Raw genomic sequence first — 17,680 nt, 5'->3', positions numbered from 1 at the left:
AATTGAAAATTGATCTAGGATGACATTAATGCAATTAACTGAGCAACAGCAAGATAAACTCAGTAAAGTTCAATTAGAAGAAAGCTGGAAAATATCTTTAGCACCTTTTTTGTTAAGTCCTCAAATGGATAATTTGCGCGATTTCTTATTTCAAGAGAAGCAAGCACAAAAAATAATATATCCACCGAGTAAACAAATCTTTAGTGCTCTAAATACGACACCATTGGCTGATGTGAAGGTCGTTATTCTGGGACAAGATCCATATCATGGACCGAACCAAGCGAATGGATTGAGTTTCTCTGTTCAAAAAGGTATTGCATTACCACCATCTTTACGTAATATTTTTCATGAATTGCATACAGATTTGGGTATTCCAGCTCCTCGCCATGGTGACTTAACGAAATGGGCTAAACAAGGGGTGCTTTTACTGAACAGCGTGCTTACTGTTGAAGCTGGGCAGCCAACTTCACATCAAAAGCAAGGTTGGGAAGCATTTACTGATGAAGTCATTGATGTTTTGAATGAGCAAAGAGAACATGTGGTATTTATTTTGTGGGGTGCTTATGCACAGCGCAAAGGACAACGTATAAATAGAGATAGACACTTGGTTTTAACCGCCGCACATCCATCACCTCTTGCTGCAAATAGAGGTGGTTTTTTTGGATGCAAAGTGTTCTCAAAAACAAATCAATATTTGAAACAATATGGCATTGAGCCCATAGACTGGCAATTGGACGCATGATGAACTCTCCCAATGTAAATAACTATCACCCGGACTTGGTGGTTGAAGAAGCAAAAAACGGCTGGCGTATAGTACGTTTGAATCGTCCTAAATCATTGCATGCTTTAGATGAATCAATCGTAACGGCATTATTACGTGTATTTGAAGATTTTCGTGATGATGAGAGCGTTAAAGCAATTTGGTTAGATTCAACTACACCAAAAGCTTTTTGTGCAGGTGGCGACGTTAGAAAATTGCGTCAACTTGTTATAAATCAAGAAGTAGATACTGCGAATAAATTTTTTCAGCAAGAATATGCTTTAGACTTACTCTTACATAATTATGCTAAACCTGTGGTTGTTTGGGGTGAAGGCTATGTTATGGGTGGTGGTTTGGGCTTGTTTATGGCAGCACCATTCCGTCTAGTAACCCCATATTCTCGTTTGGCAATGCCTGAGATTAATATTGGTTTATATCCAGATGTCGGGGCGAGCCGTTTCCTGGCAGATCGTGGTCCAGTAGGTTTGTTTACTGGTTTAACTGGTTCAATCATGACAGCCGCTGGAGCATATAGCATCGGTTGGGCAACACATATTTGTGAAGCACAGCGTGATAATGTTTTGCAAAAAGTTTTAAATATTAATTGGGCTCATTATCCTGCAGGGGATTTCCGCGCAATTGATGATACTTTAAATAGTTTGCATCGTCCTGTTGCGGCAGGTCCGTTGCAAAACTCGCTAGATGTGATTCATAGCGTTTGTCGTGGTTTTAATTTTGAACAAGATTACCAAGCTATTGTTAGCTTGCGTGATGCCAGCAGTGATTGGCTCCGCCAAGCGAGTGAGAACTTGCAAAAAGGATCTCCTAGTACTGCGGCAATTACTTGGTTGCTATGGCAATGGGGTAAACAAATACATTCTTGGGATGAGGTCTTTGATTTAGAAGCTCAGATTTCTGAGTGGAAAATTCGTCATCCTGACTTTGTAGAAGGTGTCCGTGCACGCTTGGTTGATAAAGATTTATCACCAGAATGGAAACCATGTGAAGACCTAAGCCTAAGAGGTATATTAGCTGATTGTCCACCAGTTACCTCAATAGATAGCTGGAATGCTTTGCTTAGACAACATGGTGTGATCACCTAAAATACATGACTGAATATAGTGATGAATATTGGATGCAGCTTGCTTACGAGCAAGCTGAATTAGCCGCTCAGCAGGGTGAGATCCCAGTTGGAGCGGTTGTGGTGAGCCAAAATAGAGTGATTGGATCGGGATATAATGCTCCAATTAGTTTGTTAGATCCAACTGCACATGCAGAAATTCAGGCTATTCGTGCAGCGTGTTTATCATTAGAAAATTATCGATTACCTGAAGATGCAACTTTATATGTCACTCTTGAGCCGTGCACAATGTGTGTAGGCGCATTAGTACATGCAAGAATCAAACATGTGGTTTTTGGTACAACAGAACCTAAAGCAGGTTCATTGGTAAGCGCTCGTCAATTACTACAACATGGTTATTACAATCACAGATTTACCTTTCAGCATGGTTGTTTACAAGAAAAATGTGCCCAACAACTCAGTCATTTTTTTAAACAAAGACGTGAGCAAAAGAAACTAGAAAAACAACAAAAAACGTCCTTAAATGATTAAAAAGTAACATGAGCTTATGGCAAACTAACGCGATTTTACTGCCATGATTCTATTTAATAAGGAATATTCAATGCGTAATGTAATTACCGTAAGAAAAGAATTTAATGCTCCACTTGATGATGTATTTAACTTGCTCTCTAAACATTCAACTTATAATACTGCTTTTGCACCGTTACAAGTTGTACGTGTAAAAGACTCAGCAGATTCTAAAAGACCTGATGGTTTAGGCTCAGTTCGTCGTATGGGATTTGGTCCAATCAAGCCGCTTAAAGAAGAAATTACATTGCTTGAAGAAAATAAAAGCATTGAATATAAATTAATAGACAATCCGTTGATTAAACACCATTTAGGTCGAATCGAGTTTTCCGAAATTACCCCCTATATAACTTTAGTTACATACCGCATCGAGTTAACAGCAAAAGCTCCAGTGGTAAGTAAATTAATCCTTGCACAGCTAAAACTAGCCATTACACTAGGCTTTTCGAGATTAGCTAAAGCAATTGCTTCTTAGTGAGAGTTCAATGACAGTTCAAATTATTACTATTGATGGTCCGAGTGGTTCGGGTAAAGGAACATTGGCCGCAAAACTTGCAGCACATTATCAATATCATTTACTCGATTCTGGTGCCTTATATCGTTTATTAGGGTTGTCATTACATAAACACGATTTATTAGAGAAATTAGACAGTCAGCTTGATAAATGCGTTCAATATGCACGTCAACTGGATATTAAATTTGAAACTTCCGCAGCAGGGATTTTAGTTTTTCTAGATGGTGAAGATGTATCTCAAACAATTCGTACAGAACGGGTTGGTGAATATGCATCGAAAGTTGCAGCAATTCCAGAGCTTAGACAGGCATTATTTGAGCGACAAAGAGCTTTTGCACAAAATCCAGGCTTAGTTGCAGACGGCCGTGACATGGCAACAGCTATTTTTCCTGAAGCAAATGCGAAAATTTATCTAACAGCTTCAGCGGAGTCGCGTGCCGAGCGAAGAGTAAAACAGTTGCAGGGCATGGGCCTAGATGCTAAAATAAACGACATTTTAGCTAATATACAGGCGCGTGACAAAAGAGATATGGAGCGAGAAGTTGCTCCACTCAAGCCAGCCGAAGACGCTTATATCATTGATAGTTCGGAATTAACGATCGATCAGGTATTTAAGTTGATGGTTGAGTATGTCGATAGCCGTACCATTTAGCAAATAGAATTATCAGTTGACGCATAGCTTGATCAGTTTATAAAGACTATGTTGATACTTAACTAAACCGGCCTTGTCTGATCCAAGACCGCTGAATTTATCAGGTATATCATGACCGAATCTTTTGCAGCCCTCTTTGAAGAAAGTGAATTAAACCTCAACGTTGAAAAGGGTGCAGTCATCCAAGGTGTTGTTGTAAACATCGATAGCGACTGGGTAACTGTTGACACTGGCCTAAAGTCTGAAGGCATTGTTGACCGTGCTGAATTTTTAAATGAACAACGTGAACTTGAAGTTCAAGTTGGTGATACTGTTGACGTAGTTGTTGAAGCTCTTGACAACGGTATGGGTCAAACAGTTTTATCACGTGAAAAAGCTAAGCGTGCTGAAACTTGGACTAAACTTGAAAAAATCTTTGAAGATGGCGAAATCGTTACTGGTGTTATCTCTGGTAAAGTTAAAGGCGGTTTCACTGTTGACATCGGTCCTGTTCGTGCATTCTTACCAGGTTCATTAGTTGACACTCGTCCTATTCGTGACACTACTCACCTTGAAGGTAAAGAGTTAGAGTTTAAAGTAATCAAACTTGATGCTAAACGTAATAACGTTGTTGTATCTCGTCGTGCTGTTATGGAAGCAGAATCTTCTGCTGACCGTGAAGCATTACTTGCTCAACTTGAAGAAGGTCAAACAGTTACAGGTACAATCAAAAACCTTACTGATTACGGCGCATTCGTTGATCTTGGTGGTATTGATGGTCTTCTCCATATCACAGATATGGCTTGGAAACGTATCAAGCACCCTTCAGAAGTTGTTGAAGTTGGTCAAGAAGTTACTGTTAAAGTACTTAAATTTGACCGTGAGCGTAACCGCGTATCTTTAGGCCTTAAACAATTAGGCGAAGATCCATGGTTAGCGATCATGAGCCGTTACCCTAAAGGTTCTATCGTTAAAGCTCGTGTAACTAACTTAACTGACTACGGTTGTTTCGCTGAAATCGCTGAAGGCGTTGAAGGTTTAGTTCATGTTTCTGAAATGGACCACACTAACAAAAACATCCACCCATCTAAAGTTGTTCAGATTGGTGATGAAGTTGATGTTATGGTTCTTGAAGTTGATGAAGAACGTCGTCGTATCAGCCTTGGTATCAAACAAACTCGTGCTAACCCATGGGAAGAGTTTGCTAAAGCTCATGAGAAAGGCGAAAAAGTATCTGGTACTATCAAGTCTATCACTGACTTTGGTATCTTCATCGGCTTGAACGGCGGTATCGACGGTTTAGTACACTTGTCTGATATTTCTTGGAACGAGCAAGGCGAAGAAGCTATTCGTCGTTACAAGAAAGGTGACACTGTTGAAGCTGTTATCTTGTCTGTAGACGCTGAAGGTAACCGTATCAGCCTTGGTATCAAGCAATTGAACAGCGATCCGTTCAATGATTTCTTAGCTGCTAACGAACGCGGTGCTTTAGTTAAAGGTACTGTAACTGCAGTTGATGCTCGTGGTGCAACTGTTAAGTTAGCTGACGAAGTAGAAGCTACTCTTAAAGCTTCTGAAATCAACCGTGACCGCGTTGAAGATGCAACTAAATTCTTAGAAGTTGGTCAAGAAGTTGAAGCGAAAATCATCAACGTTGATCGTAAATCTCGCTCTATCAACTTGTCTGTTAAAGCAAAAGACGAAGCTGAAGAGAAAGAAGCAGTTGCTACTTTACGTACAGCAACAACAAGTCAAGAAAATGGTCCTAAGACTATTGGTGACTTGATTAAAGCACAAATGAAGTAATAGGTTAATAAAGTACAGTTTCATGTAACGGAATTGTACTTTTTATACAAATTACTGTAAACGGTAGCCTAGTATTCAACATACTGCGCTACCGTTTTGTATTTAAACAGGTTATTATCAGACGACATAGAGTAGCAATAAATAACGAGGTCGTAGATGACTACTGAAGCTCTTAATAAGTCTGATTTGATTGAACGCATTGCGCTAAAAAACCCACACTTAGCTGAACCTTTGGTGGAAGAGGCGGTTAAAATTATGATTGATCAAATGATAGAAGCACTATCAACTGATAATCGAATTGAAATCCGTGGTTTTGGTAGCTTTGCTTTACACCACCGTGATCCAAGAGTTGGTCGCAATCCTAAAACAGGAAGATCAGTTGAAGTGGCAGCTAAAGCTGTTCCGCATTTCAAACCCGGGAAAGCACTGCGTGATGCAGTCAATGAATCCGGAAAATAAATAAAAATTTATAAGTGGGGTGCCTATGCGTTATATTTTAATTGCATTGCTTATCGTTGTATTTGGTTATTCTTTAGCCCTTGTATTGCAAAACCCAACAGAGCTGTCTGTTGATTTGCTATTTACTCAAGTTCCAGCTATGCGATTAGGCTTATTATTGCTACTCACATTAGTGCTTGGAACGGTGGTCGGTCTTTTGCTAGGTGTTCAGGTTTTCAGAGTGTTTCAACAAAGCTGGGAAATTAAACGTCTTCGTAAAGATATTGACCATTTGAGAAAAGAACAGATTCAAAGTGCTCAATTAGCAGCAGCAGAAGCCGCTGCAAATGTAAGACATGAAAAAACCGTTTTAGATGTTTATCCTCAAGATAAAAACTCTACTCCGCTATAATTCGAAAACTACTCTTTATTCTCGAATAAAGAGTAGTATATTCCTCAATTTATCACTGTTTTCTTCTTTTTATTTTTCTAAAAATTAGTCCCCGTGACATTATTGTCTCTAAATTTGAAAGCCTTCCTTATACATTCCTTTATTACTTGATGACTTGTCTATTATAATGACGCTGATTTTATGTGATGGAAGAAAGTCTCTTGAGTATCATTGTTGCGTTAGATGCAAAAAGCCAATATGACGCTTTAAAAATTGTTGAACAACTTGATCCTACTTTATGCCGTGTAAAAGTGGGTAAAGAGCTTTTTACTCATGAAGGCCCATCTGTTGTAAAAAAACTTCAAGAACAAAATTTTGAAGTTTTTCTTGATCTTAAATTTCATGATATTCCAAATACTACCGCTCAGGCTGTTTGTGCAGCAGCTGATTTAGGAGTGTGGATGGTAAATGTTCACGCTTCAGGTGGCCGTAAAATGATGGAAACCTGTGTGGAGCGTTTAAAAGCAGGTAACTATCAAACCCAGCTTATTGCTGTGACAGTACTCACATCAATGGGTCGAGAAGATCTAAAAGATATTGGTCTAGATGTTGAACCTGTAGAGCATGTAAAGCGCTTAGCTAAACTCACTAAAGAAAGTGGCTTGGATGGGGTAGTTTGTTCTGCTCAAGAAGCTAAGATTCTTCGTGAATTAATTGGGCAAGACTTCTCTTTGGTAACACCCGGTATTCGTCCAGAGGGTTCTAATGCAGACGACCAAAAACGTATTGTAACTCCAAAGCAGGCTATGCTTGATGGTTCTACACATCTGGTCATTGGTCGACCGATTACTAAAGCAGAAGATCCAACAGAAATGTTGAAGTCTATTCTTACTTCAATTGCTTAAAAGTTTAGAAATAAGCTAATTAATAACGGGGCGAGTAGGCTTAATAATAAGCCACTCATCATGGCATGTGGTACATAATGTGTACCGCATGACTGTTTTACCATTGCTAAGGTAACATCCATTGACGTTGCGCCAGCACTTGAGATAGCAGGGCGAGGAAAACGCCATCCCATTGTATACATTAAAAATATAGCAACAATTTCTCTAAATAAATCAGTCAATAGCGCGATGCCACCTAGTTCTGCCGAATGTAATTGCGTAAATAAGATCCCTGACATTGAGTACCAGCCATAACCTTGTGCTAATGCTAATGTTTCGTTCAGTGCAAAATGCTTGTTAAGCAAAAAGTAGTTGAAGAAGCCAGCAATACATGACCCTATAAAAGCAGCTAAAGGTACAATTAAAACCTTCCAGCTTAACCACGTACGGTTGAAATGAGTGAAGGCAAGTTCAATACCAATTAAGAAAATAAATAGTAATAATAAATACCAACTATTAAATGCCATATGTGAATTGAATTGAGTGATAATAGCTCCCAATAGAACACCGACACCTAAGGCAAGAAAGGCTTTTGCAATATTCTTTAAAGCATTTACAAAAAGTTGAAGTGAGATTTTTCCTTTTACACTTTGTTTATCAAAAACTGTATAAGCCAATAAACATGTAAAAAAAGAACCAAAAGATGTGGTAAGTGCAATGATTATAGCTGGTGGAAGTATCGCAGAAGGGTTCTCAATTTGATCAAGTGCTAGTGTTAATTCTAAAGCCACACTTGCTAAGAGAATATAAGAAAAATAGGGTAGTATTTTAAAAATAAACTGTCGGATATTTAGAGATAGTCTAGGTGCTAGAAAATAGCCGAAAGCAAGTGCTAAAAAAATTTGAATGATAAGATAAAAGGATTGCATATAATAATAGGTGGATTGTTTTTAACCCACCTATTATGTCTTGAACATTTTAAGCTGCATAGCTCTGTGAGCTTTTATTTAAGAGTAAGTAATCTTTAGGATTAACTTTACGCGTCTCTAACCAATACTTCCATGTATAGGTGGGCCATAACGAAAAGTTTTTTCCATCGGCAGATTGATACCAGCTACTACAGCCTCCAGCTTGCCACACAGTCCCTTGAAGCTGAGTTTGAACCCGCTCGTTAAAAGCATCTTGAACTTCTGGTTTGATCTCAATTGCTTTTTGGCCAGATTTCTCTACGAGTTGAATCAGTTGTAAAATGTAATTTACTTGAGATTCAATCATAAAAATAACTGAATTATGACCTAATACTGTATTAGGGCCGACTAATTGAAATAAGTTAGGAAAGTTTTTAGTCATAATGCCATAATAACTTTCTGCACCATCTTTCCATGCCTGTTTTAACTCGATTTGATTGCGTCCAATACAAGTGAAATGTTTTAAGTAAATACGTGGGTCAGTTATAAAACCTGTGCCGTAAATTAAGCAATCAATAGGCCGTTCTTTACCATCTTTAGTAACAATACTGTTTTCTTTAATTTCTTGAATGCTATCTGTTATTAGCTCAACATTTTTACGGTTAAATGTAGGGAGGTATTTATTTGAAATAAGAATACGTTTACATCCCATCACAAAGTTCGGTGTGAGTTTCTTAGCCACTTCCTTGTCTTTAACTTGGAAGCGAATGAAAGCTTCTGCCAATTTTTGACCATATTTCATAATTTGAGGTTGAACAATCGGTACAACACGTGACTCATTGCTCCAATAAAGACGACTACGATGAATTTGGCGATAAATATTGGAAGATTTGAATAATGCTTTACTCAAACCTGAGTATTTGCGTTCATCTCGTGGTATTACCCATGCTGCCGTTCTTTGAAATACATAGAGCTGCTTAACATCTCCAGCTATTTCCGGAATATATTGAATTGCGCTACCACCTGTACCAATAGATGCAACTGATTTACCATTCAAATTATAGTCATGTTCCCATTGTGATGAATGGAAAACTTTCCCTTTAAATTTTTCGATACCCTGAATATGTGGAATTTGCGGGATATGCAACGGGCCTGATGCAAAAACTACAAATTGAGTTTCGATCGAAGGCTGATTTTTAAAGTCTAGAGTCCATGTATGACGTGCTTCATCATATTGGATATTACTCACATCATGGTTAAACTTGCAGTAATTTTTAATCTTGTATTTTTTTGTAATATCTTGAATATATTGAAAAATCTCTGGAGCTTCAGCATAGCGTTTTGACCAGTCTGTTTTTGGTGCAAAAGAGAGAGAATACATATGAGATTGAACATCACATGCTGCACCTGGGTAGCGATTTTCCCGCCAAGTCCCGCCAACATCATTTGATTTTTCTAAAATAACAAAGTCTTGCTGTTGATTTTGCAGTAAACGGATTGCCATTCCTAGGCCACCAAATCCAGCACCAATAATAGCGATTTTAGTTTTTTGAATAGCATCTTGCTTTGCGTTTAGCATTGGAAACCCTGCATAAGCTAAAAGGAGGATTGCAGGCAAGACTAACGTTTTTTAACCAGTTTAAACATGATTGTATCGACGTGAAAATTGATAGATTCGGCAATTAATTTTCTTTCTTGTTTATAGTAAAACATTTGAGTCTAGGGAAATTGATAGAAGAATGAAACGGTCGATACTTGGTTTAATGTATTTAATTCAAGGAATGCGCAATGCAGGCATTGATGTCGACTCACGTTTGGCTGGTATAGGAATTAAGGTTGATGCTTTAGATCCGAGCTCCACAATTCATGATCGCCTAGAATGGGATATTCAGCAAATTATTAGTGAAAATGTTGAGCCTGAAAAGGGCCTATTTATTGGACAGCATTATGCTTTAGCCGGTTACGGACCACTGCTTATGTTGCTGGTCACAAGTAATGATGTTCAAACTGCATTAAATAAAGGGATAAAGTATCAAAAACTTACTCATTTATTTGGTGCTTTAGGCCTATATGAAACTGATGAGCGTACAATTTTAAGTTATTTGCCTGTTGATTTGAAAACACAAATTGGCAAGTTGCGGGCCCAATGTGAAGTTTCAGGAACTTATAAATTTATTCAAGATATTTATACGATGATGGGATTACAAATGCCCGCTATGCGTATAGAACTTCCGTTTGAAAAACCAACTGACTCAGATATTTTATCTCGCTATTTTGCATACTATGGCGATGATGTGCACTTTAATGGTAAATATGCAGCATTTAGCCTAAGTAAGGATGTGCTTGAAATTAAGATTCCTTCAGCGGATATCATTACACATCGTATTTATGAATCAAAATGTATTACAGAAATAACAAGATTAAATCAACAAGATCACCAAACACCACATATCATACAATGTGTGCAAGATTATCTTGAGTTGCAACAAGGTATTATCCCGAGCATGGCGGAAACTGCTTTTGCATTGAAAATGCCTGAAAGGACACTAAGGCATCAATTGCAACAGTTAAATACGAGTTATAAGCAAATTCGTGAACAAATTATCAAGAATAAGGCATTAAAGCTTATGGAATATAGAGAATACTCAATAGAAGTTATTGCTGAATTGCTCGGTTATTCTGAACCAGCGGCGTTTAATCATGCATTTAAACGATGGTTTGGACAGAGTCCTCGACAATATGGCAAAGAGTCATCGTCGTAATTCTTGATGCTAAAAGCTAATGTGGTTGAACAAAATGTTCGCTATACTCCTATCAGTTAAAATTGAAATAAAACGATATGTTAAATTTAAAACCTTCTCATAGTACTGCATTCTCACCTTCTTCCCCAGCAGAACGCTATGCTGAGGCTTTAGCTTCAGGCCAGTTTATGGCAGATGAAGCGCAAGCACAGGCAGTGCAAGAATTAGATCGCGTATGGAAAGAACTTTTAAACCGTTATAAAGCCTCTAAAAAAGCTTTCCGTCGTTTTCGCCGCCAAACATCACCTAAAGGTGTCTATATGTGGGGTGGAGTAGGTCGTGGAAAAACTTGGCTTATGGATCAATTTTATGAGTCAGTGCCGTTTCGTCGTAAAACACGTATGCATTTTCATCATTTCATGCAACATGTTCATAAAGAGCTAAATAAGCTTTCAGGCCAACGTAATCCACTTGAAATCGTGGCTGACCAAATTTATAAAGATGCAGTCGTTATTTGTTTTGATGAGTTCTTTGTGTCAAACGTAACAGATGCAATGATTCTAAGTGATTTATTTCAAAAATTGTTTGTTCGTGGTGTGACATTAATTGCAACATCAAACATTGCACCAGATGGTTTATATAAAAACGGTATTCATCGTGACCGCTTTTTACCAACAATTGAAATGGTTAAAAAGAACTGCGCTATTTTAAATGTAGATGCAGGTGTGGATTATCGTTTACGCGTATTAAAACAAGCTCAATTATTTAAATCACCATTAAGTAATGAAGTCCAAAACTGGATGTCGGAACGTTTTAGTGCATTAACTCATACACAAGCTCATTCTCAAGAGCCTATTGTAATCAATAATCGTATTGTTGAGACTCTAGGGCATACAGAAGATGTGTTGTGGTGTGAGTTTTCTGAACTCTGCTTTAAACCACGTAGCCCAGCAGATTTTATTGAAATTGCAAATATCTATAATACGGTTCTGGTGAGTAATGTTCCTCATTTAACAGATTTCTTGTCTGAAGGCACACGTCGTTTTATTTATCTAGTCGATGAGTTTTATGACCGTGGAGTAAAATTACTTTTAACTTCTCAAGATAGTATTATTGATATTTATCAAGGTGAAAAGTTAGCATTTGAAATTGAGCGTACTCGTTCGCGTTTATTAGAAATGCAATCTGATGAATATTTGCATTCAGAACATCGCCATATTGATGAAGCTAAAAACGCATAAAAAATAGATATGAAAAGCGCTCTATATAGGGCGCTTTTTTTTACAACAAAAATAGATAAATTTCGTTAAATAGTGCTTTTTCAAGCTGCAAAGTTTGATATAACTAAATACGCTTTAGAAAAATAAGATAGTGAAATTTTTTGTCTGTTAACAAAAAGTCTAGTTTCAGTATCTTTAAATATTGAATAAATTGTTGGGAATCCTAGTTAGAATTTTAATATTTTCTATATAGAAAAATTTATCTTTGTCAATAGTTTTACAAGGGAAAATGCTTACTATTTAGGAATGTGATATTAGTATTCAGCTTAATTTAAATCGGTATACTAGGATTCTCTTGGTATAAAAAGTAGCAACTTCAGGAAAGACAATGACTGCACGTATTCAAAAAGGCAAGTTAGCGATTGCTAAAGAACTTTACGATTTTATCGAAAATGAAGCTTTACCAGGTTCTGGTTTAGATAGTGAAACTTACTGGAAGAACTTTGAGCAAGTTGTTGTCGATCTTAGCCCAAAAAATAAAGCATTATTGGCTAAGCGTGATGAATTACAAGCAAAAATTGATGAATGGCACCGTAACAACAAATTTGAATTAGGTGCTTATAAGGCGTTCTTAACTGAAATTGGTTATTTATTGCCAGAAGTTGAAGATTTTCAAATTACAACTGAAAATGTTGATGAAGAAATCGCATTATTGGCAGGACCGCAGTTAGTTGTGCCTGTACGTAATGCACGTTATAGCTTAAATGCAGCAAATGCTCGTTGGGGTTCTTTATATGATGCACTTTACGGCTTCGATGTAATTTCTGAAGAAGGCGGGGCTGAAAAAGGTAAAGGATATAATCCTGTACGTGGTGCAAAAGTTATCGAGTTCGCTAAAAATTTCTTAAATGAAGTTTTTCCGCTTGCGCAAGGTTCGCATGCCGATGCAACAAAATATGCGATTGAGCAAAATAAACTTGTTGTAACTTTGAAAGATGGTTCAAAAACAGGTTTAGCTCATGAAGCTCAGTTCGTTGGTTTCAATGGTGAAGAAGCTAATCCTACAGAAGTTGTACTTCTAAGTAATGGCCTTCATGTCATTATCGAAATTGATGCATCTAGCCCAATTGGTCAAACTGATTTAGCTGGTGTTAAAGATTTAACATTTGAAGCAGCTGTAACTACAATTCAGGATTTAGAAGATTCTGTTGCTGCTGTAGATGCTGAAGAAAAAGTTGAAGGCTATCGTAACTGGTTAGGTTTAATGAAGGGTACGCTTCAAGAATCTATCGAGAAAAATGGTAAAACGATTGTTCGTGATTTAAATAAAGACCGCGAAATTAAAAACTTAATTGGTGGCACAACAAAACTTCATGGTCGTTCACTTATGTTACTTCGTAACGTAGGTCATTTAATGACTAACCCAGCTATTTTAGTAGATGGGGAAGAAATTTTCGAAGGAATTATGGATGCACTGGTAACACCATTGTTGTCAGTTGCAGACATCCGTAGTGAAAACGAAAATAAGAACTCTCGTAAAGGTTCTATGTATATTGTTAAACCAAAAATGCATGGTCCAGAAGAAGTTGCATTTGCTGTAGAGTTATTTGAACGTGCTGAACAGGCGATTGGATTACCAGCGAAGTCATTAAAAATCGGTATTATGGATGAAGAACGTCGTACATCTGTAAACTTGAAAAACTGTATCGCTGCTGCAAAAGACCGTACTATCTTTATTAATACTGGTTTCATGGACCGTACTGGCGATGAAATTCATACGTCAATGGAAGCTGCACCAGTTGTTCGTAAAGAAGCTGTAAAAACACAAAAATGGATTGCTGCTTACGAAAACCGTAACGTTGCAATTGGTTTGAAGACTGGTTTACAAGGTAAAGCACAAATTGGTAAAGGCATGTGGCCAAAACCAGATAGCATGAAAGATATGTTAGCAACTAAAGCTGCACATCCAAATGCGGGTGCATCATGTGCTTGGGTTCCATCTCCGGCAGGTGCGGTACTTCATGCAATGCATTATCATCAAGTTAATGTAAAAGCGCGTCAAGATCAGTTAAAAGCTGAAGAAATGTTGTCATTAGACGACTTGTTGACTCCGCCGTTTGCACCAGAAACAAATTGGTCAGCAGAAGAGATCAACAACGAACTTGAAAATAACTGCCAAGGTATTTTGGGTTATGTAGTTCGTTGGGTTGATTTAGGTGTGGGTTGTTCGAAAGTTCCTGATATTAACAACGTGGGCTTGATGGAAGACCGTGCAACATTACGTATTTCTTCTCAACACGTTGCGAACTGGTTACGTCACGGTATTGTGACTCGTGAACAAGTTGAAGAAGTGCTTAAACGCATGGCAAAAATTGTTGATGAGCAAAACGCGAATGACCCATTGTACAAACCAATGGCAGCTAACTTTGAAACCAATATTGCTTTCCAAGCAGCTTCTGACCTCATCTTTAAAGGTTGTGAACAGCCTTCAGGTTATACTGAGCCGTTACTTCATGCTGCTCGTTTAAAGTTAAAAGGTTATACAGGTGACTAATTTTAACCTGTCATAAAAAAAGCCTCTTCGGAGGCTTTTTTTATTTTCGGTATATTTTGTGCTTATAGAAAGTAGATTTATAGCTAAAAGGTTTTAAATTTGATTAATTTAAAAAATCTCAATCGAGAGAATTGGATTCAATGTGCAAGATTATCATTGGATGAATCTCAAAAAGATTATATTGCGCCAAATGTATATTCTATTGCTGAGTCTAAAGTGGAGGAACATTACTGTCCACGAGTGATCTGTTTTGATGATGAAGTCGTTGGTTTCTTAATGTATTGTGTCGAAATTGATCCACCTGATGAGACATTGTTTTGGTTGTTTCGCTTTATGATTGATGCAAATAATCAAGCCAAAGGTTATGGTACCGCAGCTTTGCAAATGGCGATTGATGAAATATTCACAAAAGGAGCTAAACGCATTCGAACGATGTATAAATCATCTAATCACGTTGCTAATAAACTTTATAAAAAAATGGGTTTTATAGAAACTGGGGAATATGATGAATGCGGCGATATTATTTTAGAATTGAATATTTCCCTTCAAAAAACGCTAACTGAAGATTCAAGTTAGCGCAGGAGTTAATAGAATTAAATAGCTTTAAAAGCAATATTAGTTACTGCTCACAATTCCAATTTTAGTGACACCTAAACGCTGTGCTGTAGCCATGACCATTGCTACGCTTTTATATTCAGCCATTTGGTCAGGTTTAAGTTTGATCTGGTCTTGATCCTTTTTGGCAACAACACTTTGAAATAAAGTCTCTAGTGCGGTGCGGTCAGAAACCTGTTGATTATTCCAAAATACTTTGCCTGCGGCATCAATACGAACATCAATGACTTCAGGTGGCTTTTCATTTGTTGGTGGCGGTGTGCCATTGGGCAAATTAATATTAATCGCGTTGTTTGGCGCAGGTATGGTAATAATAAACATAATAATGAGTACCAGCATGACATCAATAAGAGGTGTCATGTTGACTTCCAACATCACGTCATCATCATTATTTGAGCCGACATTCATACCCATAAAATTCTCCTTAAGTTAATTACGGGGAGGCTGGAGGGCTAGTAACAAAGGCAATTTTGCCAATACCGGCTTGTTTGGTGGTGCTAATCACCTGATCTATTGCCTCAAAATGGGTAAGCTGATCTCCACGAATGTGTACCTCTGGCTGAGGTCTTTTTTGTGCAACTGCTTGGAGTTTTGATAACAATATTTCTGTATTAGGCACATAGCTTTCATTCCAAAAAATATCTCCTTGCTTGTTCACAGACAGTTGAATATTTTCAGGCGTGGTTGCGTACGGAGTATTTTTTTCTTCTGGCAGTTTCACTGGAACCGTATGTGTAACTACCGGTATCGTAATAAGAAAAATAATAAGTAAAACCAACATGACATCCACGAGAGGCGTCGTGTTAATTGTGCCAATCATTTCATCATCATCTTCAGAGCCAACACTCATACCCATAATGTTTACTCCTGATTATTTAATGCTGCGGTTAATGGAGTTATTGGTATTAATTTCTCCGCTTAATAAAACCGCATGCAAATCTGAACCAAACGAACGGACATTTTCCATAACTGCTTTATTACGGCGAGTTAGCCAGTTGTAACCAAGTACAGCAGGTACTGCGACTGCGAGGCCAATAGCTGTCATAATTAAAGCTTCACCGACAGGACCAGCAACTTTATCAATAGATGCCTGACCTGAAATGCCGATAGCTGTTAATGCGTGATAAATTCCCCAAACCGTACCAAAAAGACCCACAAATGGTGCCGTTGATCCAACTGTTGCCAAGAAAGCTAAACCACCACCTAAGTGATTTTGTATTTTTTCAATTGCGCGTTGAATTGAAATGCTTACCCATGTATTAAAGTCAATACGTTCAAGTAAAGAGCCGCCGTGTGATTTAGTTGAATTAATGCCTTTTTCTGCAATAAAGCGGTATGCACTACTTTGCTCTAGATTGTCGGCTGCATTATCTAGTGAAGTTGCTTCCCAAAAACTTTTCTCTGCTTCTTTACCTTGGCGCTTTACTTTAGCTTGCTGTAAGAATTTAGAAATAATGATGTACCACGTACCAATCGACATGAGTACTAATATAAATAAAGTAGATTTAGCAACTAAATCTCCCTCACGCCAAAGCGCTTCTAGACCATAAGGATTTTTAACAGTTTCACTTGTTGCTGGCTTTGGTGGTGGAGTAGGAGTTGCAGCATTTGAAGTTGTCTCAGCAGTTGCTGTTGCAACTGGAGTATTCGTTTCTTCTGCAAAAACCGAGCTTAATGGAAGTAAAGAGCATGCTGCGATTAAACTTGCAGAAGCGAAGCGTACTAGGTGTTGAGTTGGTTTTTTCATCATATTATCTCCAATATTTTTAATTTCTTGCTAATTCAGTTGTTTATTCAATTACAAATGGATATTCAATTTCATACCAGTCTTGCTGAGGCACGCCATCTTTCATTGCTGGTTTGAACGTACATAAGCTGTAAGCTTTAGTTGCCGCCTTATCTAAAATTTTGCTGCCACTCGATTTTTTTACTTTGGCATCAATAACTTTGCCGGATGTATCAACCAGAACACGTATACGCACTGTCCCTTGTTCTTCATTCATAAGTGCTTCACGTGGATATTCTGGTTTTTCACAGCCAGCAGAACCCTCTGAAACACCACGACTTACACCAGCTGGTTTGGGTGCCGGCGCAGCAGCCACTGGAGCAGGTGCGGCAACAGGGCTTGGTGATGGGGTACTAGGTGCAGCAGGAGCGGGAGTAGCCACTTTAGTTGGTTGAGCTACCGGTGTCGTTTTTTGTACCGGTGTTGCTACTTTCTCTACTTGTTTAGGCGGCTCAGGTAATTTGGCTACCTTTTCTACCATTTTAGGTGGCTCAGGCGGTTTTTCCTTAGGCTTGGGCTCCTCTGGTTTTGGAGTAGGTGGTGGCTTAATATCCTGAATAATTTGTAATTCCACAGGTTTTTCTGCTGGTTTTTGAATATTGTTTGCTAAACCTGACATTAGAATATAGGCAACAATAAGATGCAGAAAAAGCACTGCGGCAATACCAATAAGGCGCTTTGCAGATTTATTTTCTATGTCTGTAAAAGTCATGCCCATAGTTACTCCTGAAACTGTAGACAAACAATTTTTTTAAATGACTGTTTGGCTAAGAATGGGTATTTG

General features: G+C 37.9%; 19 protein-coding genes. 13 read left to right on the top strand and 6 right to left on the bottom strand.

Translation table 11 applies throughout. The features are described from left to right. Nucleotides 1-28 precede the first annotated feature (28 nt). From ung to pyrF, 9 genes are all read left to right on the top strand, one after another. On the top strand, nucleotides 29-742 hold the full coding sequence (ung, locus tag RMB03_RS16890; RefSeq protein ID WP_311076997.1) for a uracil-DNA glycosylase: 714 nt from the start codon (nucleotides 29-31) through the stop codon (nucleotides 740-742). Next, on the top strand, nucleotides 739-1,863 hold the full coding sequence (locus RMB03_RS16885; RefSeq protein WP_003651483.1) for an enoyl-CoA hydratase/isomerase family protein: 1,125 nt from the start codon (nucleotides 739-741) through the stop codon (nucleotides 1,861-1,863). The genes ung and RMB03_RS16885 overlap by 4 nt, the downstream gene beginning before the upstream one ends. A gap of 5 nt (nucleotides 1,864-1,868) precedes the next feature. After that, a complete protein-coding gene (gene tadA, locus RMB03_RS16880; RefSeq protein ID WP_004642637.1) occupies nucleotides 1,869-2,372 on the top strand; it encodes a tRNA adenosine(34) deaminase TadA in 504 nt (167 codons plus the stop codon). A 70-nt stretch (nucleotides 2,373-2,442) separates the two neighbouring features. Continuing rightward, nucleotides 2,443-2,883 (top strand): SRPBCC family protein, encoded by a 441-nt coding sequence (locus RMB03_RS16875; protein WP_311076996.1) that lies wholly within the window; start codon nucleotides 2,443-2,445, stop codon nucleotides 2,881-2,883. A 10-nt stretch (nucleotides 2,884-2,893) separates the two neighbouring features. Further along, on the top strand, nucleotides 2,894-3,574 hold the full coding sequence (gene cmk / locus RMB03_RS16870) for a (d)CMP kinase (protein ID WP_045432697.1): 681 nt from the start codon (nucleotides 2,894-2,896) through the stop codon (nucleotides 3,572-3,574). Nucleotides 3,575-3,685: 111 nt separating this feature from the next. Next, nucleotides 3,686-5,359 carry a 30S ribosomal protein S1 gene (gene rpsA, locus RMB03_RS16865; RefSeq protein ID WP_005041073.1) on the top strand — a complete coding sequence of 558 codons (1,674 nt, stop codon included), beginning with the start codon at nucleotides 3,686-3,688 and terminating at the stop codon, nucleotides 5,357-5,359. Between the two features lie 156 nt (nucleotides 5,360-5,515). Next, nucleotides 5,516-5,818, top strand: coding sequence for an integration host factor subunit beta (locus tag RMB03_RS16860; RefSeq protein ID WP_003651488.1), 303 nt, complete (start codon nucleotides 5,516-5,518; stop codon nucleotides 5,816-5,818). Between the two features lie 25 nt (nucleotides 5,819-5,843). After that, nucleotides 5,844-6,209 (top strand): lipopolysaccharide assembly protein LapA domain-containing protein, encoded by a 366-nt coding sequence (locus RMB03_RS16855; protein ID WP_005041071.1) that lies wholly within the window; start codon nucleotides 5,844-5,846, stop codon nucleotides 6,207-6,209. Nucleotides 6,210-6,394: 185 nt separating this feature from the next. After that, nucleotides 6,395-7,093 carry an orotidine-5'-phosphate decarboxylase gene (gene pyrF, locus RMB03_RS16850; protein WP_198495923.1) on the top strand — a complete coding sequence of 233 codons (699 nt, stop codon included), beginning with the start codon at nucleotides 6,395-6,397 and terminating at the stop codon, nucleotides 7,091-7,093. On the opposite strand, the gene RMB03_RS16845 is transcribed toward pyrF, so the two are convergent. Together RMB03_RS16845 and RMB03_RS16840 are read right to left on the bottom strand one after the other, a co-directional pair. Then, complete coding sequence (locus RMB03_RS16845; RefSeq protein ID WP_311076995.1) at nucleotides 7,090-8,001, bottom strand: lysine exporter LysO family protein; 912 nt, start codon at nucleotides 7,999-8,001, stop codon at nucleotides 7,090-7,092. The genes pyrF and RMB03_RS16845 overlap by 4 nt on opposite strands. Nucleotides 8,002-8,050: 49 nt before the next feature. After that, nucleotides 8,051-9,598 carry an NAD(P)/FAD-dependent oxidoreductase gene (locus tag RMB03_RS16840; RefSeq protein WP_311076994.1) on the bottom strand — a complete coding sequence of 516 codons (1,548 nt, stop codon included), beginning with the start codon at nucleotides 9,596-9,598 and terminating at the stop codon, nucleotides 8,051-8,053. Between the two features lie 121 nt (nucleotides 9,599-9,719). Between RMB03_RS16840 and RMB03_RS16835 the strand changes: the two genes are divergently transcribed. The 4 genes from RMB03_RS16835 to RMB03_RS16820 all read left to right on the top strand — a co-directional run bounded on the left by RMB03_RS16835 (nucleotide 9,720) and on the right by RMB03_RS16820 (nucleotide 15,071). Further along, nucleotides 9,720-10,742, top strand: coding sequence for a helix-turn-helix domain-containing protein (locus tag RMB03_RS16835; protein ID WP_311076993.1), 1,023 nt, complete (start codon nucleotides 9,720-9,722; stop codon nucleotides 10,740-10,742). 77 nt (nucleotides 10,743-10,819) lie between these two features. Further along, entirely contained in the window at nucleotides 10,820-11,962 is a 1,143-nt protein-coding gene (gene zapE, locus RMB03_RS16830; protein WP_311076992.1) for a cell division protein ZapE, read from the top strand. Between the two features lie 367 nt (nucleotides 11,963-12,329). Next, the gene (locus RMB03_RS16825) at nucleotides 12,330-14,495 is read left to right on the top strand and encodes a malate synthase G (RefSeq protein ID WP_005041060.1); all 2,166 of its coding nucleotides are present in this window, start codon (nucleotides 12,330-12,332) and stop codon (nucleotides 14,493-14,495) included. Nucleotides 14,496-14,594: 99 nt separating this feature from the next. After that, entirely contained in the window at nucleotides 14,595-15,071 is a 477-nt protein-coding gene (locus RMB03_RS16820) for a GNAT family N-acetyltransferase (protein ID WP_311076991.1), read from the top strand. Between the two features lie 39 nt (nucleotides 15,072-15,110). Here the strand turns inward: RMB03_RS16820 and RMB03_RS16815 are convergent, their stop codons facing one another. The 4 genes from RMB03_RS16815 to RMB03_RS16800 are packed head-to-tail and all read right to left on the bottom strand — an operon-like array spanning nucleotide 15,111 to nucleotide 17,614. Beyond that, the gene (locus RMB03_RS16815) at nucleotides 15,111-15,524 is read right to left on the bottom strand and encodes a biopolymer transporter ExbD (RefSeq protein WP_311076990.1); all 414 of its coding nucleotides are present in this window, start codon (nucleotides 15,522-15,524) and stop codon (nucleotides 15,111-15,113) included. Between the two features lie 19 nt (nucleotides 15,525-15,543). After that, the gene (locus RMB03_RS16810) at nucleotides 15,544-15,966 is read right to left on the bottom strand and encodes a biopolymer transporter ExbD (RefSeq protein WP_311076989.1); all 423 of its coding nucleotides are present in this window, start codon (nucleotides 15,964-15,966) and stop codon (nucleotides 15,544-15,546) included. Between the two features lie 15 nt (nucleotides 15,967-15,981). Further along, complete coding sequence (locus RMB03_RS16805) at nucleotides 15,982-16,860, bottom strand: MotA/TolQ/ExbB proton channel family protein (protein ID WP_005041052.1); 879 nt, start codon at nucleotides 16,858-16,860, stop codon at nucleotides 15,982-15,984. A 40-nt stretch (nucleotides 16,861-16,900) separates the two neighbouring features. Beyond that, entirely contained in the window at nucleotides 16,901-17,614 is a 714-nt protein-coding gene (locus RMB03_RS16800; RefSeq protein WP_311076988.1) for an energy transducer TonB, read from the bottom strand. Nucleotides 17,615-17,680 lie beyond the last annotated feature (66 nt).

This window comes from Acinetobacter sp. V91_7, from assembly GCF_031799075.1.
Lineage (GTDB): Bacteria > Pseudomonadota > Gammaproteobacteria > Pseudomonadales > Moraxellaceae > Acinetobacter > Acinetobacter calcoaceticus.
Note: the sequence above shows the minus strand (reverse complement) of the source record. Positions and strands in the feature narration are given on the sequence as shown.